General features: G+C 62.3%; 13 protein-coding genes. 9 read left to right on the top strand and 4 right to left on the bottom strand.

Annotation, left to right across the window (positions count from 1 at the left end; genetic code table 11):
- Positions 1–284: 284 nt before the first annotated feature.
- Positions 285–1,364, bottom strand: a complete 1,080-nt coding sequence (locus tag AC1Z3V_RS11925; protein WP_483499106.1) for a LacI family DNA-binding transcriptional regulator — start codon at positions 1,362–1,364, stop codon at positions 285–287.
- A gap of 117 nt (positions 1,365–1,481) precedes the next feature.
- Between AC1Z3V_RS11925 and bglB the strand changes: the two genes are divergently transcribed.
- The 8 genes from bglB to kduD all read left to right on the top strand — a co-directional run bounded on the left by bglB (position 1,482) and on the right by kduD (position 11,385).
- On the top strand, positions 1,482–2,582 hold the full coding sequence (gene bglB / locus AC1Z3V_RS11930; RefSeq protein WP_483499107.1) for a beta-galactosidase BglB: 1,101 nt from the start codon (positions 1,482–1,484) through the stop codon (positions 2,580–2,582).
- Positions 2,579–3,415, top strand: a complete 837-nt coding sequence (gene kduI / locus AC1Z3V_RS11935) for a 5-dehydro-4-deoxy-D-glucuronate isomerase (protein ID WP_483499109.1) — start codon at positions 2,579–2,581, stop codon at positions 3,413–3,415. Before bglB ends, kduI begins: the two co-directional genes overlap by 4 nt.
- Positions 3,412–5,898, top strand: a complete 2,487-nt coding sequence (locus AC1Z3V_RS11940; RefSeq protein WP_483499111.1) for a hypothetical protein — start codon at positions 3,412–3,414, stop codon at positions 5,896–5,898. Before kduI ends, AC1Z3V_RS11940 begins: the two co-directional genes overlap by 4 nt.
- Positions 5,899–5,992: 94 nt before the next feature.
- Positions 5,993–7,261, top strand: a complete 1,269-nt coding sequence (locus AC1Z3V_RS11945) for an ABC transporter substrate-binding protein (protein ID WP_483499113.1) — start codon at positions 5,993–5,995, stop codon at positions 7,259–7,261.
- 209 nt (positions 7,262–7,470) lie between these two features.
- A complete protein-coding gene (locus AC1Z3V_RS11950) occupies positions 7,471–8,499 on the top strand; it encodes a carbohydrate ABC transporter permease (RefSeq protein WP_483499115.1) in 1,029 nt (342 codons plus the stop codon).
- Positions 8,496–9,548: a carbohydrate ABC transporter permease gene (locus AC1Z3V_RS11955; protein ID WP_483499116.1), complete on the top strand. Its 1,053-nt coding sequence runs from the start codon at positions 8,496–8,498 to the stop codon at positions 9,546–9,548. The genes AC1Z3V_RS11950 and AC1Z3V_RS11955 overlap by 4 nt, the downstream gene beginning before the upstream one ends.
- Positions 9,549–9,557: 9 nt before the next feature.
- Entirely contained in the window at positions 9,558–10,643 is a 1,086-nt protein-coding gene (locus AC1Z3V_RS11960) for an ABC transporter ATP-binding protein (RefSeq protein ID WP_483499117.1), read from the top strand.
- Positions 10,627–11,385 (top strand): 2-dehydro-3-deoxy-D-gluconate 5-dehydrogenase KduD, encoded by a 759-nt coding sequence (kduD, locus tag AC1Z3V_RS11965; RefSeq protein WP_483499119.1) that lies wholly within the window; start codon positions 10,627–10,629, stop codon positions 11,383–11,385. The genes AC1Z3V_RS11960 and kduD overlap by 17 nt, the downstream gene beginning before the upstream one ends.
- A gap of 151 nt (positions 11,386–11,536) precedes the next feature.
- Here the strand turns inward: kduD and AC1Z3V_RS11970 are convergent, their stop codons facing one another.
- From AC1Z3V_RS11970 to AC1Z3V_RS11980, 3 genes are all read right to left on the bottom strand, one after another.
- The gene (locus tag AC1Z3V_RS11970; RefSeq protein ID WP_429811521.1) at positions 11,537–12,703 is read right to left on the bottom strand and encodes an ATP-binding protein; all 1,167 of its coding nucleotides are present in this window, start codon (positions 12,701–12,703) and stop codon (positions 11,537–11,539) included.
- Between the two features lie 83 nt (positions 12,704–12,786).
- Complete coding sequence (locus tag AC1Z3V_RS11975) at positions 12,787–14,262, bottom strand: NAD-dependent succinate-semialdehyde dehydrogenase (RefSeq protein ID WP_483499120.1); 1,476 nt, start codon at positions 14,260–14,262, stop codon at positions 12,787–12,789.
- A 260-nt stretch (positions 14,263–14,522) separates the two neighbouring features.
- Entirely contained in the window at positions 14,523–15,791 is a 1,269-nt protein-coding gene (locus AC1Z3V_RS11980) for a 4-aminobutyrate--2-oxoglutarate transaminase (protein ID WP_483499121.1), read from the bottom strand.
- Positions 15,792–16,019: 228 nt separating this feature from the next.
- Here AC1Z3V_RS11980 and AC1Z3V_RS11985 point away from each other — a divergent pair, with 228 nt between their 5' ends.
- Positions 16,020–16,832, top strand: coding sequence for a MerR family transcriptional regulator (locus AC1Z3V_RS11985; protein WP_483499123.1), 813 nt, complete (start codon positions 16,020–16,022; stop codon positions 16,830–16,832).
- The last annotated feature ends 256 nt before the right edge of the window (positions 16,833–17,088 follow it).

Raw genomic sequence — 17,088 nt, forward strand, 5'->3', positions numbered from 1 at the left:
GGCTTCTATTCCCTTCCACTCTCGTCCGATGATCTCGACACACTCCAACGAATATTGGATCGTGAATTGGAAGCGAGACAGATAGCAAGCGACAGTGACGAAGCGGACATACTTGCTCGAACTCTCATCGAGCTCTTTCGAACCGGCGTCAGAGGTGAAGATGAGTTGCGCGAAATGGTGAAGGGTGGCGTTGGCAACTAAGACCGTCCTCCCGTTCGCGAGACGAATGTGAGGTGTGCCCATGGATCGAGCGGGCGCCCAGATTGCAAAGACGCACGAAGATCTTAGGCAGTTGAGTCCCGGCAGGCTCGACCAATACATCGAGCCGTGCCGGTGGAGGAGCGCTCGACTAGATGACAGGCAAGCTCCACCCGCCGCGGCGGTGCCGGAATGCCAGAGAGTGTGTCGCGCAAAAGATCGAGCGCGACCGAGCCGATCTCGCGCATCGGGATATGCATCGTCGTCAGCGGTGGGTTGAGGAACGCCGCCTGTGGCAGGTCGTCCATGCCCATGACGGAGACGTCGCCGGGAACCGAAAAGCCCTTCTGCTGAATGCCAAGCATGGCGCCGACGGCCAGGCTGTCGCCGGCGGCGAGCACCGCGGTGAAATCCAGGCCCCGGTCGCCGATCCGCTGCATGATCGCTTGCATTGCCAGTTCCGGTAGCCAGTCTTCGACGGTGACGAGCATGTCGTCATCGACAGGCAAGCCCTTTGCCAGCAGTCCATCGCGCCAGCCTTCGTAGCGCCGCTCAATCGTACGCCGTCCCGGCCGCATCAGGAACAGGATGCGCTCGTGCCCAAGCTCGATCAGATGGTCGGTCGCAAGCCGCGCGCTCGAGCGATTGCAGGGGGTGACGCTCGATAGCCGCATATAAGGGTCGTCGCTGTTCAAGAGCACGACCGGCTTGTCGAAACCGCGGGTGGCGGCAAGCATTCCCTCGTCGTCGATCGTGAGAAACAGAAGGCCTGCGACCTGTTCATCCTCCTCTGCCTCGGCGAGAACCGCCAGTTCTTCGCTCTGGTTCGCGATAGGCCGGGTGACGATTTCTAGGTCGAGCGTGTGGGCTCGCTCCTTCAACCCCTCAAGTACGTAGTGGGTGAACTGGTTGCGGACATAATCGATCATCGCGGCGCTCGATGCGGCGACGATGACCTTCTGTCCGGCGACCGCCGTCGGGATCATGTAGTTCGCGTTCTTCGCCGCCTCCAGCACCCGCTGGCGGATTTCCGCGCGCACGCCCTTTTCCCCGGCAAGCGCCCGGGAAGCGGTGCTCAAGGAAACACCACAGGCTTCGGCGATATCCTCTAGCCGAACCTTCTTGCTTTTCTTGCCACGCTTGCCCGGCAACGGTTTTGCAACCATGCGATCCTCCATAGTCGCAATAATGAGAAAAATTTTCATGTTGCGCAAGAAAAAAACGTCATGCCTTTATCTCTCCAAGAAAGCCGAGGGAAGAGCGGCTTAAGGAGGAGGAGTGCCATGGGCCTCAACGCCCGCGATATTCGCATGGGTCTCGATCGTCTTGTCGGCGGCATGACCGGTCTCAAGCATGATGGCCGCTTCGACGAGCCGAACCTCGATGGGACGGCAGGCGACTACATCAGTTTCGACAGTTGGGAGTGGCCGCAGGGCGTCGGCCTTTACGGCCTGATCAAGCTCTGGCTGTTTACCGGCCGCGACGACATCCGTGAGCTCATCGAGGGCTGGTACGAAGGGCGCCTTGCCGCCGGCCTTCCCGAGCTCAATGTCAATACCACCGCACCCATGCTCGGCCTTTCTGTGCTCTGGGCCAAAACTGGAAACCCGCGCTGGAAGCCGCTACTCGACGAGTGGGCGAACCGCGTCATGAACGAAATGGGCCGGACGCCCGAAGGTGGTTTCGAGCATCACGTCTCCGACAAGGTCAATGACAACGAGCTCTGGGACGACACGCTTTACATGGTCGCCCTCTTCCTCGCTTCCTATGGCCAGGCAAGCGGCCGGCGTGAACTCGTCGACGAGGCGTCACGGCAGTTCCTTGTCCATGCCCGCTATCTCGCCGATACCCAGTCGGGCCTCTGGTTCCACGGCTGGACCTTCGACGGGCGGCACAATTTCGCCCGCGCCCGCTGGGCCCGCGGCAACGCCTGGATCACCGCCGGCATGCTCGACCTCTTCGACCTCGCGGAGATCGCCGCACCGGTCAAGGAGTACCTGCGCGGGGTGCTCGTCACTCAAGTCGAGGCGCTGCTGCCGCTGCAGGCGACATCCGGGGCGTGGCGTACACTGCTCGACGACGCCTCATCTTATGAAGAGATCTCCGCGACGGCCGGCATCGGCTACGGCCTGCTCAAGGGCTATCGCCTCGGCTACGGCACGCCTGCCTGGAGAGCCGCCGGCCTGCGTGCGCTCGAGGCGGTGATGCACAACATCGATGAAAGCGGCACTGTGCTCAACGTCTCCTATGGAACGCGCATGGGCCACGACCTGCAATTCTACAAGGACATCCCAATTCAGCCGACCGGCTATGGCCAGGCACTGGCAATACTGTGCCTCTCCGAGGCCTTGCAGCACGTCGGCGCGGAAGGACAGGCAGCATGACGATGAAGGTTCTCTACGGGGCCAATCCCGAAGACATCAAGACTTACGACACGGCGCGGCTTCGGCGCGAGTTCCTGATCAGCGACCTTTTTGCCGCGGATACCGTGAACTTCACTTATACCCATGTCGACCGGCTGATCCTCGGCGGCGCGATGCCGAAGACGAAGAGCGTTTCCTTCGGCGCCGGCACCGATATCGGCACGCCCTATCTGCTTTCGGCCCGCGAGATGGGCATTGCCAATCTCGGCGGCACGGGCACGATTACCGTCGACGGCAAGAGCTTCGTGCTCGAAAACCGCGACGTGCTCTATATCGGGCGCGGCGCGAAGGAGATCGTCGTTTCGAGCGAAATCGCCGATAGACCGGCACGCTTCTACATGAACTGCGTGCCCGCCGGCGCCGATCTGCCGCACCGGCTGATCAAGAGGGCGGAAGCAAAGGCGCTGGAGCTTGGCGACGTCAAGCGCTCGAACAAGCGCCGCCTCGTCATGTACATCCATCCGGAGGTCATGCCTTCCTGCCTGCTTCTGATGGGCATTACCGATCTGGCCGAAGGCAGCGCCTGGAACACCATGCCGCCGCATGTGCACGAGCGACGGATGGAAGCTTACTGCTACTTCGACATGGCCCCCGAGGACCGGATCGTCCACGTGATGGGAGAGCCTGACGAAACGCGGCACCTGATTGTCGCCGACGGTGACGCGGTGCTGTCACCGGCCTGGTCTATCCATATGGGCGCCGGCACCGGCCCCTATGCCTTCGTCTGGGGCATGACCGGCGAAAACCAGGAATATAACGACGTTACCCCCGTAGCCTTGGCTGAGCTGAAATGAGCGATACGATTTTCCATTTGAAGAAGAGCCTCGTTCCGGGGCAGGCCATCGGCTACTGGCAGCTTGGCGCGATCGCAGAGGAACGCTTCGACGTGCCGGATCAGCCGATGAAGGGCGAAATGGACCCCTTCTTCTTCCTGACCAAACACAAGAACTTCATTCCGCACGAATATCCTTGCCGCACGATCTTTGCCGAAAAGTATCGCGGCAAGCGGCCGGAGGTTCGCGGCTCGTTCGAAGCCACGCGCTGGTGGCTGCCCTTCGGCTCACCGCGGCTCGATCTTTCCGGTTTCTGGTTCAGGCCGACACGACTTGCGACCTGGGCCCGCACCTCGATCGAGGCAGAAACGGCGGGCACCGCCACGATCCGCCTCGGCACCTGCGGCGGCGCGGTGCTTTTCCTGAACGGCACCGAAATCGGCTGGATGGCGCCCTATAGCCGCAATCTCGAGGCCAAGGCTGAATTCGAGCTGCCGCTCAACGCCGGTCTCAACGAGGTCACGATCTTCTTCGACGATCTCGCCGAACGCGACGCGCGCTACGTCTTCCAGTTCGATTATCTTTCAGGCCCGGTGGCGCGCGTGGCGCTTCCTGTCCCATGCCCGAGCGAAGCGGCGGCCGACATCGAAGCTGTACTGGACGGCATGCATTTTGACCGTACCGCCTATTTCGAGGGCGACATCACGCTTCTTTTCGCCGCCGCCCTGCCGCTCGACGTGAAGGTCAATGTGGCGGTCGAAGGCGACTTCATGTCGACCGAACGCTTCGACCACGACTTCGTGATGAAGGCCGGCGACAAGAAGTTGACGATCGCCCCATCTGAGGAGACCCCGGCGGATTTCCGCCATTTCCGCATCACGCTCAATGCCGACGGTTTCGTCGCCTCGCGCTCGCTCGGTGTCGAGATCTGCCATGCCGGCCGCCAGGGCAAATCTCCCGAAACGCTCGCCGCCCGCATCACCGAGACGCTCGATGAGATTTCCGATTTCTCGGAACGTGACACGGTCCGCGCCTTTGCGCGGCTCGCCAGCGGCCGCGGCGGTGCCGACACGGATGCGATGATCGAGGAGATTTTGCCCTCGATCGAGGATTGCCATGACTGCGCAGACTTCTCGCTTGTGCCGCTCATCTGGTCGCGCACCACCTGGGGCGGCGACATTGGAGAGACGACCCGCGGCCGCATCGATCAGGCGATCTTGAATTTCCGTTACTGGATGGACGAACCGGGCAACGACGTGCAGTGGTACTTCTCCGAAAACCACGCGCTACTGTTCCACACCTCGGCCTATCTTGCCGGCCACCTCTTCCCCGAGGCGACCTTCCGACGCTCGGGCCGCAAGGGAAGCGAGCAGAGCGCCGTCGGTGCTGCCCGCGTCCGTGCCTGGCTCGATCACTTCGAGGCCTGGGAAATGGCGGAGTTCAACTCCGCGCCCTATTTCCCGATCGATCTCAAGGGCCTGACGGCGCTGGCCGCACTCTCGCCGGATGCCGATATCGCCGAGCGCGCCAAGAAAGGCATTGTCCGTCTCTGCGAGATCATCGCCCGCTCGGCTCATCATGGCATGGTAACGGCAGCCCAAGGTCGTTCCTACGAGCACACGCTCTGCGCCGGCCGTTCGCTTGAACTTTCGGGCGTCGCCCGCCTGCTCTGGGGCAAGGGCTGGTACGGCCGACGCGTGCACGCGCTGCCGCAGCTTGCCGTCTGCCTGCGCGATCACGGTCTTGTCGTGCCGGAAACACTGGCGGCTGTCGCCTGCCACCAGGACGAGGCCCTTCACCAGGAGTGGCGTTTCGCCCAGGGCGAAAACCGCTTTGCCGCGCTTTACCACTACAAGGGCCGCCACTTCGCCATGGGCTCGGCTGCGCATTATCGCTGGAACGAGTGGGGCTACCAGGAAACGGTGCTGCATCTGCGCCTTGGCCAGCGTCCCGAGGCGGCGATCTGGATCAATCATCCGGGCGAAACCATTCAGTTCGGGTACGGCCGGCCATCCTATTGGGGTGGTTGCGGCACCCTCCCTCGTGCCCACCAGTACAGGGGGCTGGCCGTACTCGAGTTTGCGACCGTCAGCGAACAGCCGGATTTCACCCATGCGTGGTTCCCGGTCACCGAGTTCGATGAAAGCAAGGTCGAGGGCAGGCTCGCGTTGGCGCGCAGCGGCCGCGGCGCCGTTGTCCTGATTGGCGCAAGTGAGCTGGGCCCAGTGACCGACGGTCCGTCGGCAAACGCGGAGCTGCGCCAGGCCGGACACAAAACGCGCTGGATTGTTCGGGTCTGCGAGGTCACCGATCTCGCCGGCGTGGAAGCCAGATTTGCAGCTCTTGCGGTCGAGGAAACCGCCGACGGCGCCTTCGTCGTCAACGATCCCGACTATGGCCGCGTCGTGTTCCGCCACGACGGTTCGACGGAAGCGGAAGGGCGCACGATTGCGGCCAAGGATTTCACCGTTGCCGGCGAGGCGACCATGCTCGCCGCCCGGTAAAGGTACCCAGGAATTGCGCCGGCCGGGAGAAGCCGGCGCCATCCCAAAACGAGCGGGAGGACGCTCGTCTATGGATATGTGGAGGAGAAGGACAATGAAGAAGACCAAAACGATGTTCGCGGCGCTCGCCGTCGGGCTTCTGACGTCGACAGCAGCGATGGCCGGCGACGTGCGCATCATGTGGTATTCCGATGGCGTCGAGGGCGAGGTGCTGAAGGACCTGCTCGATCGCTTCATGAAGGAGAACCCGGGGATCAACGTGATCCTCGACAACGTCTCCTACAGCGTCGTCAAGGAGCAACTGCCGGTACAGCTCGAAGCTGGAAACGGCCCGGATATTGCCCGCGTCACCAACCTCAAGGCTCAGAGCCAGCACTGGCTCGACCTTAGGCCGCTGGTCGCCGATCCCGCCTATTGGGACGAGAATTTCGGCGAGCAGGCGGACTGGATGCGCCCTGACGGATCGAACCAGATCTCCGGCTTCATGACCCAGATCACGATCGCTGGCGGTTTTGCCAACAAGACGCTGTTCGAACAGGCCGGCGTCGCGATCCCCGGCAAGGACGCGACCTGGGACGATTGGGCGAAGGCGGCCAAGCAGGTGGCCGAAAACCAGCAGGTTCCCTTCCCAATGGCGCTCGACCGCTCTGGCCATCGCCTGAGCGGCCCGAACCTCGCCTATGGCGGCAACTATATCGGCACTGACGGCAAGCCGGCGCCGCTGGACGAAGGCACGAAGAACTTCCTGAAGACCTTTGTCGGCTGGGTTGCCGACGGCACGATGAGCAAGGACGTCTGGGTTTCGGCCGCGGGCTCGACCTATCGAGCGGCTGCCGACGATTTCATCAACGGTCAGTTGGTCTATTATTATTCGGGCTCCTGGCAGGTTCCGAATTTCTCGACGAAGATCGGCACCAACTTCGACTGGGTCGCGACCGGTAGCCCCTGCGGCCCGGCGAACTGCACCGGCATGACCGGCGGCGCCGGTCTGGTTGCGGTCAAGTACACCAAGAACCCGAAGGAAGTCGCCAAGGTGATGGACTACCTTGCGAGCGAACCGATCGTGAAGGAGTTTTCCGAGCGAACCCTGTTCCTGCCCGCACACAAGGGTGTTCTCGCCAAGGGGCTCGACTTCAAGACTGACGACGCCCAGGCGAAGGCCGCGCTCAATGCCTTCGTCGAAGCGAGCAAGTCGCTTTCCGACGTTGCGCGCAAGCTGCCCGGCTGGCTGTGGTCTGACGCCGTCTATGGCGCGCTGGTCACGCGTGTCAGCCAGGCGGCTGCCGGCGAGATGACGGTCGACGAGGCCTTTGCCCGCATCGACTCGGATATCGCCACGAAGGTGAAAGATAGCGGGAACTGACCGGAGCAATCGATACCCGATATCCGCCGGCATGAAGCACAGTGCCGGCGGGTCCCCTCGCGTATCACAGCGGGCGGCGTCGCGGTCTTGCGTAAGCGCTCAAGCAACACGCCCCGACAGTCCGCCCTTCGGCAAACCGAAATTTATCATATTCCGGCAGCGATAGTTGCATACGTAGTAGCGCGCGATCGGTGGGTGAGGAACCAGGAATGAAGACAGATGTTCCAAAGCGAAGCGGATCCGGCCTGGTGGAAACGGCGATGGTACCCGTTCGCCTGGCGATGGCCGCCATCGATGCGCCATTGCGCTTTGTGCAGCGCCGGTTCGGCATCGGCGGTATGGCGACCTTTTTCCTGCTGCCGAACATGCTGATCTTCGGCATATTCGTGCTGCTGCCCTTCTTTATCAACTTCGCCTATTCCATGACCGGCGGCACGGCGCTTTTCCTGCCCGACCGGAGCTTCGTTGGTGGCGAGCAATATGCGCGCCTCTTCGATTGCGTGAACTACGCCGACCCGAACTCTTGCGCGGAAGACACCTTCTGGACGGCCGTCGGCAACACCGCCTGGTTCGTGGTGCTGCAGGTCACCCTGATGATCCTGTTTTCGCTGGTGACCGCCCTGATCCTCAATCGCGATCTGATGGCGCGCAGCTTCTGGCGGGCGGTGTTCTTCTTTCCCGTGTTGCTGTCGCCCGTCGTCGTCGGCTTGATCTGGAAGTGGATCCTGCAGCGCCAGGGCCTGCTTAACTTCGGTCTCTACGGCCTGGGCTTTGAGCCCTTCGCCTGGCTGAACGACCGCAATTGGTCCTTCGCGGCGACCATCGGCGTTTCGATCTGGGCGCATATGGGTTTCTACACGCTGATCCTGCTTGCCGGCCTGCAAGCGATCCCGAAGGATCTCTATGAGGCGGCCGAGATGGACGGCACCCGTCCGGCGCGCGCCTTCTGGCGCATCACCCTGCCGCTCCTGATGCCCAACCTGCTCGTCGTCATCGTGCTCGTCCTGATCCGCGCCGTGCAGATCTTCGACGAGGTCTATGTGCTGACCGGAGGCGGGCCGGGCACGAGCACCCTCTACATCACGCAATACATCTACGAGACCGGCTTTGCGACGCAGTTGCGCAATCCAGGCCTTGCGGCAGCGGCCTCGATCCTGATGGGTGCCGTGCTGGTGGTGCTGACGCTGGTCCAGCTCGGACTTGGCCGCAAGGGCGAGAAGAAGGGAGCCCGCAAATGAGCCGTGTCGCCGAATTCATCTTCCGCCGCCGCGGCCGCAACGGCTGGCACTGGACCGACATCTTCACGTGGGTCTGGCTGATCGGCGGTCTCTTCATCATGTTCGGTCCGGCCGTCTGGCTCGTGGGCTCTTCCTTCAAGTCGCCGGCGGCCCTTGCCGAATTCCCGCCTTCGATCATGCCCTATGTGACGCAGAAGGCGACGGTCGAAGGCTACGACAAGCCGCTCGACCTCTACGAGGTGACGATGCCGGATGGCAGCAAGAAGGTGCTCGCCGAAGTCCGTCGCATCGGCATTGTCAGCCAGATGGTGGCCCCCGACAAGCCGACCGAGATCGTCAAGGTCAAGATCGCCGAGCGGGCGCCGGTGCGCACCATGTCCTTCGCGACGTCGAACTATAGCGAGCCCTTCACCCATTTCGACTTCGTCCGCTATCTCTGGAACTCGGTCTTCGTGACGGTGACGGCGACGCTGATCACCCTCGTCGTCAACTCGATGGCCGCCTTCGCGCTCAGCAAATACGAGTTCCGCGGCCGCACCTTCGCGATGCTGCTGATCCTCGCCACCCTCATGGTGCCGCTCTCGGTGATCATGGTGCCGCTCTATTCGATCGTCTCGGCGCTCGGCCTCTTCAACAATCTCTGGGGCGTGATCCTGCCGACGGTCGCCACACCGACCGGAGTCTTCATCCTACGGCAATACATGCTGACAATCCCAGACGAACTGATCGACGCGGCACGGATGGACAAGGCGTCGGAGTGGCAGATCTACTGGCGCATCATTCTGCCGCTGACGTCACCGGCGCTCGCCGTGCTGGCGATCTTCTCCGTCGTCTGGCGCTGGAACGACTTCCTCTGGCCGCTGATCGTGCTCTCGCGCAAGGAGCTTTATACGCTGCAGGTCGGCTTGAGCATCTATTCCGGCGAGCTGAACGTGCAGTGGCATTTCATCCTCGCCATGACGGTCGTGACCATGATCCCGGTCGTGCTCGTCTTCATCTTCCTGCAACGCTTCATCACCACCGGCATCGCCGGCACCGGACTGAAATAGGGGGGCACCATGGGCCACATCAAGCTTACCAATGTGACCAAGTCGTTCGGCGCCGTCGACGTGCTTCATGATATCAACCTGGAGATCAAGGACGGCGAGTTCGTGGTCTTCGTCGGCCCATCTGGCTGCGGCAAGTCCACGCTCCTGCGCATGATCGCCGGGCTGGAAAAGCCGACCGGTGGCCAACTTTCGATCGATGGCAAGGTCGTCAACGACGTACCGGCCGCCGACCGCGGCCTTGCCATGGTGTTCCAGTCCTATGCGCTCTATCCGCATATGAGCGTACGCCAGAACCTCGCCTTCGGCCTCGAAAACACCCGGATGCCAAAGGCGGAAATCGCCGAGCGCATCGCGGAAGCCGCGCGCATGCTGGAGATCGAAGCCTATCTCGAACGCCGTCCCGGCCAGCTCTCGGGCGGCCAGCGACAGCGCGTTGCAATCGGCCGCGCGATCGTGCGGCGCCCGGTCGCCTTCCTGCTCGACGAGCCGTTGTCAAACCTCGACGCCGAGCTGCGCGGCTCCACCCGCGCTGAGCTTGCGGCCCTGCACGCGCGGCTCTCGGCGACGATGATCTATGTGACGCATGATCAGGTCGAGGCGATGACGCTGGCCGATCGCATCGTCGTCTTGCGCGCCGGCCGCATCGAGCAGATCGGCACGCCGCTCGAACTCTACAACAGGCCTGCCAACCGTTTCGTTGCCGGCTTCATCGGCTCGCCGCACATGAACTTCCTTGAAGGTACGCTCGAAGCAGCCGGTTCCGGCAGGGCTGTCGCGACGCTGAAGGGTGGCCACCGACTGCAGGTGCCGATCGATGGGGCCGCGATCGCAACCGGCGCGCCGGTTACCCTCGGCGTTCGGCCTCAGCACATCACGCTTGATGCCGGCGAAAACAGCATCCCAGCGAAGATACGCCTCGTCGAGGCGCTTGGTTCCGAAACCGTGCTGCATGCCGATGTCGCCGGTCAGAAGCTGCTGGTCGTCGCTCCCGGGCAGCACGATCTCGCCCCCGGTGCCGACGTCAGGCTATCGTTGGCCGCCGCGCCCATCCATTTCTTCAACGACAAGGGGCTTCGCCTTGAACGCGCTGTTTGATCTCACCGGCAAGATCGCTCTCGTTACCGGCGCCCGAACTGGCCTTGGCCAGGGCATGGCGCTCGCGCTGGCACGCGCCGGCGCCGATATCGCCGCTCTCGGTTCCTCGCCGATGCCCGAGACGGCGGCGCTGGTCCACGAAGCGGGCGTGCGCTTTCACGAACTGACGGTCGACCTTTCCAAGCCCTTCGATGCGACCGCAACCATTTCCGAGATTGTCGCCGCCCTCGGCGGTATCGACATCCTCGTCAACAATGCCGGCATCATCCGCCGCGCCGACCTGCTCGATTATCGCGAGGAGGATTGGGACAGTGTGCTCGACGTCAACCTGAAGGCGGCTTTTCTGCTGTCGCAGGCCGTTGCGCGACACATGGTGGAAACCGGGCGGGAAGGCCGGATCGTCAATGTCGCCTCGATGCTGACCTTCCAGGGCGGCATCCGCGTGCCGGCCTATGCCGCCTCGAAGCACGGAATTGCCGGTCTCACGAAGGCCATGGCCAACGAGTTGGCGCGGCACGAAATTACCGTCAATGCGATAGCGCCGGGCTACATGGCCACCGACAATACCGAGGCGCTACGCAACGACCCCGACCGCAACGTCCAGATCTCCGCCCGAATTCCGATGGGGCGCTGGGGCACACCGGACGACCTGGCAACGGCCGTGCTCTTCTTTGCCGCGCCTGCCTCCCGCTATGTCACCGGAACGGTGTTACCCGTCGACGGCGGCTGGTTGGTCCGGTAGGCAATCGGGATCGGCGGCCGGAGAGATGGGCGCAAAATCTGCCCAAGCCCTGCCGGTTTGCAGGAAGAAGCGCAGAGTCAAGATCATCGCTGGATGAACTTCGGGCTGCTCTGATGTTCGGCGCAGGAAGGCGCTGCTTGCTCAGACAGAGTCAAGCAAGATCACGCAATAGCTTTCCAGCGGCAGCGAGCGGCATTGCCTCGACGTTCTGGCTTAGTGGAAATACTCCCGAGCCAGGATATATGACAAGCCGTCGTTCGGGATCTATTGCCTCACAAGCGAGGTAGAAGCCCTTTTCGAGTTTTGGGGTGAGGCTGCGTTTGATCTCGATTGCCCACGGACGCCGACCCGCGGGTGTTATCAGGAGGTCGATTTCGGCGCCTGCTGCCGTACGGTAGAAGTTCATTTGCGTGCCGTAGGGCACGACTCCAGAAAGTGTTTCTATGACAAAGCCTTCCCAACTGGCGCCCGCCACGGGGTGGCCAAGGACCTGTTCTTGGTTTGTCAGTCCTAGAAGAGTATGGGCAATCCCGCTGTCGCGCACGTATATGCGGGGTGACTTGACGAGGCGCTTACCGACATTGGAGTGCCAGGGTTCCAACCGTCTGACCAATAGGAGATCCACAAGTAAGTCGAGGTAATTCGCAATGGTCTTGCCGTCGACGCCCAACGCGCGGGCAAAATCCGCAGCGTTGAGGAGGCTCGACTGATGATGCGCAAGCATCGTCCAGAAGCGCCTAAGCGTCTCGGCCGGGATGCGGGGACCAAATTGCGGGATGTCTCGCTCGAGGTATGTTCGGATGAAGTCTTGCCTCCAGCGATGGCTGGCCCGGTCGCTCGCGGCAAGGAAACTGTCAGGAAATCCCCCGCGCACCCAAAGTGCGTTGATATCCGTCTCCGGAACTTCCAGGCCGTCGATCGGGTGCATTTCCAAATAGGCAATGCGGCCAGCGAGGGTCTCGCCAGTTTGCTTCAGTAGATCGATTGATGCGGAGCCTAGCAGCAAATACTGTCCAGATCGTCTGCCAGATCTTCGGCCGCGATCGATCAGACCACGCAAGTTTTGAAAGAGGTTCGGCAACCGGTGGACTTCGTCAAGGATGACCAACTTGTCCATGTGTTGCTCAAGGTAGAGTTCTGGTTCGCTGAGCTTGGCCCGATCTGCCTCGGATTCGAGATCAAGATAGATCGATGCACGCTGCTTAGCGATCGCAAGTGCAAGCGTGGTCTTCCCAACCTGGCGCGGCCCAATAAGTGCCACCGCAGCGTTGGTGTCGATGAGGTCTATTAGCGTGGTGGTTATCTGACGCTCGATCATCCCTGCATTTATGGAGTTTGATTCCAGAATTGCAAGGTAAATATCTCGTGCTTCAGCTCTTGCCCGTCTATTTGCGGGGTAGATCAGATATTGCCCATGCAGAGATATTTCATCTCAAGATAGTCTTCGAGCCCGTGGCGTGAGCCTTCGCGGCCGATGCCCGATTGCTTGATGCCGCCGAAGGGGGCGGCCTCCGAGGACATGCGGCCTGTGTTGATGCCGACCATGCCGTATTCCAGTGCCTCGGCCACATGCCAGACCCGCTTCAGGTTCTCGGCATAGAAGTATGCTGCGAGACCATAGATCGTGTCGTTGGCCTCGGCGATCACCTGCTCGGACGTTTCAAAGCGGATGATCGGGGCGATCGGACCGAAGGTCTCTTCCTGCGCAACGCGCATGTCGGTTGAAATGCCGGTGAGGACGGTCGGCTCGAAGAAGGTGCCTGACGTGCCGATCCGATGGCCGCCGGCGCGCACCTTGGCACCTTTGGCAACGGCGTCGGCGACGTGGGCCTCGATCTTCTCGATCGCGTGCTTGTCGATCATCGGGCCGATGGTAATGCCGGGGGTGAAGCCGTCGCCGACGCTCAGTTCGGCGACGCGCCGGACGAATTTCTCGGCAAAGGCGTCATGCACGCCCGATTGCACATAGATGCGGTTGGCCGAGACGCAGGTCTGGCCGGCATTGCGGAACTTCGCCTGGATTGCGCCATCTACCGCCTCGTCGATGTCGGCGTCGTCGAAGACGATGAAGGGGGCGTTGCCGCCGAGCTCCAGGCTGACCTTCTTGATCTGGTCGGAGCATTGTCGCATCAAGAGCCGCCCGACTTCGGTCGAACCGGTGAAGCTGATCTTGCGTACCTTCGGATTGCTGCAGAGTTCGCGTCCGATCGCGGCACCTTCCGAGGCATAGATAAGGTTGACGACGCCCGCGGGGAAGCCGGCCTTTTCGGCAAGCACGAACATGGCGCCGGCAACGAGGGGGGTCTGTTCGGCGGGCTTCAAGACGATCGTGCAGCCGGCGGCAAGGGCCGGCGAGATCTTCCGTGCCACCATCGAGGCCGGGAAGTTCCAGGGCGTGATGGTGCCGACGACGCCGACGGGCTGCTTGATGACAAGCATGCGGCGGTCGTTTGCCGGTGCCGGAAAGGTCTCGCCATAGATGCGCTTCGCCTCTTCGGCATACCATTCCGCATAGGCGGCTGCGTGCAGCACCTCGCCCTTCGATTCGGCGATCGGCTTGCCCATCTCGGCCGTCAGGATGGCGGCGAGATCGTCGGCGTGTTCGACGATCAGGTCATGCCAGCGCCGAAGCACGGCGCTTCGGTCCTTGGCTGGTTTTGCCGCCCAGAGGATTTGTGCCCTTGCGGCAGCCTCGATCGCCACATGGGCCTCATCGATGCCCATGTCCGGAAGCCTTGCCAGCAGCTCGCCGGTAGAGGGGTTGAAGACGTCGAAGGTTGCGCCGGTCCAGCCTTTGGCGGCATGCGCGATGGCGGGAAGCGGCGCGAACAGTTCGGCGGCGCGCAAGTGCTTGGTCAAGGCGGGAGTCAAGGTCATTGGCAGGCATCCTCCGGCGATGGCCCACCGCGAGGCGGCAGGCCCGCTTTTGCTTGTTCTTGCGAGTGCCGATCGACGCCGGCACCCGAGCTTTGCGCGCCTGAATTGGCGCACAGCACCCACAGCGCGGCGCGTCTTTCAAGACGCACTAAGGTCGCCGCTGTAGTCCTTTGAATTGCTGCATAATTTTGTCCCTAAGTCGATCCCGATCCAAGGAATTATGCACCGGGCAACCGCGTTAGCGGTCGCCCGGTCGGGCGTCAACCACGCGCCGCGAGGATCGACGCTTCGAGAATGTCGAGTGCTTCGGCGAAGACTTCGTCCTGGATGGTGATCGGCGCCAGGAAGCGAATGACGTTGCCGTACACGCCGCAGGTCAAGAGGATCAGTCCCTTTTCCAACGCGATCAGCCGCACCTTGTTGGCGAAGTCGGCGCTCGGCAGGTTGGTCTTCACGTCGTTGAACTCGACGGCGTTCATGAAGCCGGGGCCACGGATGTCGGCGATCTCCGGTGCCTGCTCGCGGATGGCGGCGAGGCGCTGCTTGAGGCGGCCGCCGAGTTGCTCGGCCCGTTCGCACAGCTTCTCCTCGGCGATGACGTCAAGCACCGCATGCGCAGCCGCGATGCCGAGCGGATTGCCACCATAGGTGCCACCAAGGCCGCCGGGTGCCGGCGCATCCATGACCTCGGCGCGGCCGGTGACGGCGGCCAGCGGGAAGCCGCCGGCGAGGCTCTTTGCCATGGTGATGAGATCAGGCGCGACGTCGTGGTGTTCCATTGCGAACATCTTGCCGGTACGCGCAAAGCCGGTCTGCACTTCGTCGGCAATGAGCAGGATGCCGTGCTGGTCGCAGATCTCGCGCAGTGCCTTCAGGAAGGCGGTGGGAGCGGGGTAGAATCCGCCTTCGCCCTGTACCGGCTCCAGGATGATGGCGGCCACGCGGCCCGGATCGACGTCGGCGGCGAAGAGCTTCTTTAGCGCCGCTAGCGACTGTTCGACGGTGATTCCGTGCAGTTCGATCGGGAAGGGAGCGTGGAAGACGTCGCCCGGCATCGCGCCGAAGCCGACCTTGTAGGGAACGACCTTGCCGGTGAGCGCCATGCCCATGAAGGTCCGGCCGTGGAACCCGCCGGTAAAGGCGATGACCGCCTGGCGCCCGGTCGAAGCGCGGGCGATCTTTACGGCGTTTTCGACAGCCTCGGCACCGGTGGTCACGAAGATCGTCTTCTTGGCGAAGTTGCCGGGCGTCAGCGCGTTCAGGCGCTCGGCGAGGTGCACGTAGGATTCGTAAGGTACGACCTGATGGCAGGTATGGGTGAAGCGATCGATCTGCGCCTTGACCGCTTCGATGACCTTCGGGTGACGATGACCCGTGTTGACGACGGCAATACCGGAGGCGAAGTCGATGTAGCGATTGCCCTCCTTGTCCCAGATTTCCGAGTTTTCCGCGCGATCGGCATAGATCTGGGTGGTCATGCCGACGCCACGGGAAATGGCGGCGTTCTTGCGGTCGGTAAGGCTGGTCATGGCGCGTTCCTGTCACATCTGGAGTTAATATATTGTATTTTTTCTGCAAGTTTATTCTGGAAGTGGTACACCTTTCACGGTCGATTGCAAATCAAATTTGGTGATCGAGAGAACACGGGCGCTGATGCGCCGTTCTTGTCAGATCTCGATCGCGGCGGCTAAGGTTGCCGACGCTTCGGCACGGCACGGATTCGTGCAGGTGCCGACGGTTAGTGAAGGAAACGGAGAATGGGCGCGGTGCGCTACAAGGTTGCCGAAGCGGCACGTCTGGCGGGGGTTTCCGCTTCAACGCTGAGGCTGTGGGAGACGCAAGGGCTTGTCGTGCCCGAGCGCTCGCCGACGGGGCATCGGCAATATACCGAGAGCGATCTTGCCCGGTTGAAGCGCATCGCCTGGTTTCGCGCGGAACGCGGCCTCAATCCGGCGGCGATCCGCGAGGCGCTCGAAGCAGAAAGCGCCGCGGAAGACCATAGCGGAACGACGACCAGCGACGGCACCGACAACCAGGTGGGACGCAAGCTCAGGAGCCTCAGGCATGCGGCCGGCAAGACCCTGGAGCAGGTGGCCGGCGAGATCGGCATCGCCGCATCGGTGCTTTCGACGCTGGAGCGCACCTCGCAGGGCGTTTCGGTGGCGGTGCTTCATAACATCGCCGAATATTTCGGGACGACCGTTTCCAGCCTTTCGGGTGAGGGGGAGGCGGATGCACGCGCCGTGGTGCGGGCCGGCGAATGGCGGACCTGGCCGCGCACGACGCCCGGCGTCACCGTGCAACTGCTCGCCGATGGCCGCAACCAGATGGACTGTCACCGCTTCGTGCTGGAGCCAGGCGCTTCCAGCGAGGGCGCCTATCGGCATGAGGGTGAGGAATTCGTCTACGTCCTCTCCGGCCGCGTTGAGTTCATTCTCGACAGCGACCAGTTCTATGATCTCAGCGTCGGGGACTCGCTCTACTTTGAAAGCAAAAGGCGTCATGCGTGGTCGAACCGGCACGACGGCGAAACCGTGTTGCTTTGGGTCAACACGCCCCCGACGTTCTAAACCGCGAGACTGAAGCAAAACAAAAGTTTGCGACATTGGTGCGCGGCGACGGTCGGACTCGTCGGCATCCCGATACTCATCCGTCCAGGTGGCCCGACGGCACGTTGCTCACCAGAGGTCAAAGTTTGGCCCCTATTCGACCCTAGATTTTTAAGGGCCGCCTTCAACGCATAGTGCGACGACCAGACCTTTCACGCTTCTTTCGAAGCAAAATGGCAACCTCGCGGCAAAAAAATCGTAGCTGACCAGAGAGTTG

It is taken from the genome of Ensifer sp. 38_S197, assembly GCF_056924495.1.

Bases quoted from the DNA above. Each gene is read 5' to 3' on its own strand.
- AC1Z3V_RS11985 (WP_483499123.1), top strand. From the start codon at position 16,020: ATGGGCGCGGTGCGCTACAAGGTTGCCGAAGCGGCACGTCTGGCGGGG.
- AC1Z3V_RS11950 (WP_483499115.1), top strand. From the start codon at position 7,471: ATGAAGACAGATGTTCCAAAGCGAAGCGGATCCGGCCTGGTGGAAACG.
- AC1Z3V_RS11925 (WP_483499106.1), bottom strand. From the start codon at position 1,364: ATGGTTGCAAAACCGTTGCCGGGCAAGCGTGGCAAGAAAAGCAAGAAG.
- AC1Z3V_RS11970 (WP_429811521.1), bottom strand. From the start codon at position 12,703: ATGATCGAGCGTCAGATAACCACCACGCTAATAGACCTCATCGACACC.
- kduI (WP_483499109.1), top strand. From the start codon at position 2,579: ATGACGATGAAGGTTCTCTACGGGGCCAATCCCGAAGACATCAAGACT.
- AC1Z3V_RS11955 (WP_483499116.1), top strand. From the start codon at position 8,496: ATGAGCCGTGTCGCCGAATTCATCTTCCGCCGCCGCGGCCGCAACGGC.
- AC1Z3V_RS11975 (WP_483499120.1), bottom strand. From the start codon at position 14,262: ATGACCTTGACTCCCGCCTTGACCAAGCACTTGCGCGCCGCCGAACTG.
- AC1Z3V_RS11980 (WP_483499121.1), bottom strand. From the start codon at position 15,791: ATGACCAGCCTTACCGACCGCAAGAACGCCGCCATTTCCCGTGGCGTC.
- bglB (WP_483499107.1), top strand. From the start codon at position 1,482: ATGGGCCTCAACGCCCGCGATATTCGCATGGGTCTCGATCGTCTTGTC.
- AC1Z3V_RS11940 (WP_483499111.1), top strand. From the start codon at position 3,412: ATGAGCGATACGATTTTCCATTTGAAGAAGAGCCTCGTTCCGGGGCAG.
- AC1Z3V_RS11960 (WP_483499117.1), top strand. From the start codon at position 9,558: ATGGGCCACATCAAGCTTACCAATGTGACCAAGTCGTTCGGCGCCGTC.
- AC1Z3V_RS11945 (WP_483499113.1), top strand. From the start codon at position 5,993: ATGAAGAAGACCAAAACGATGTTCGCGGCGCTCGCCGTCGGGCTTCTG.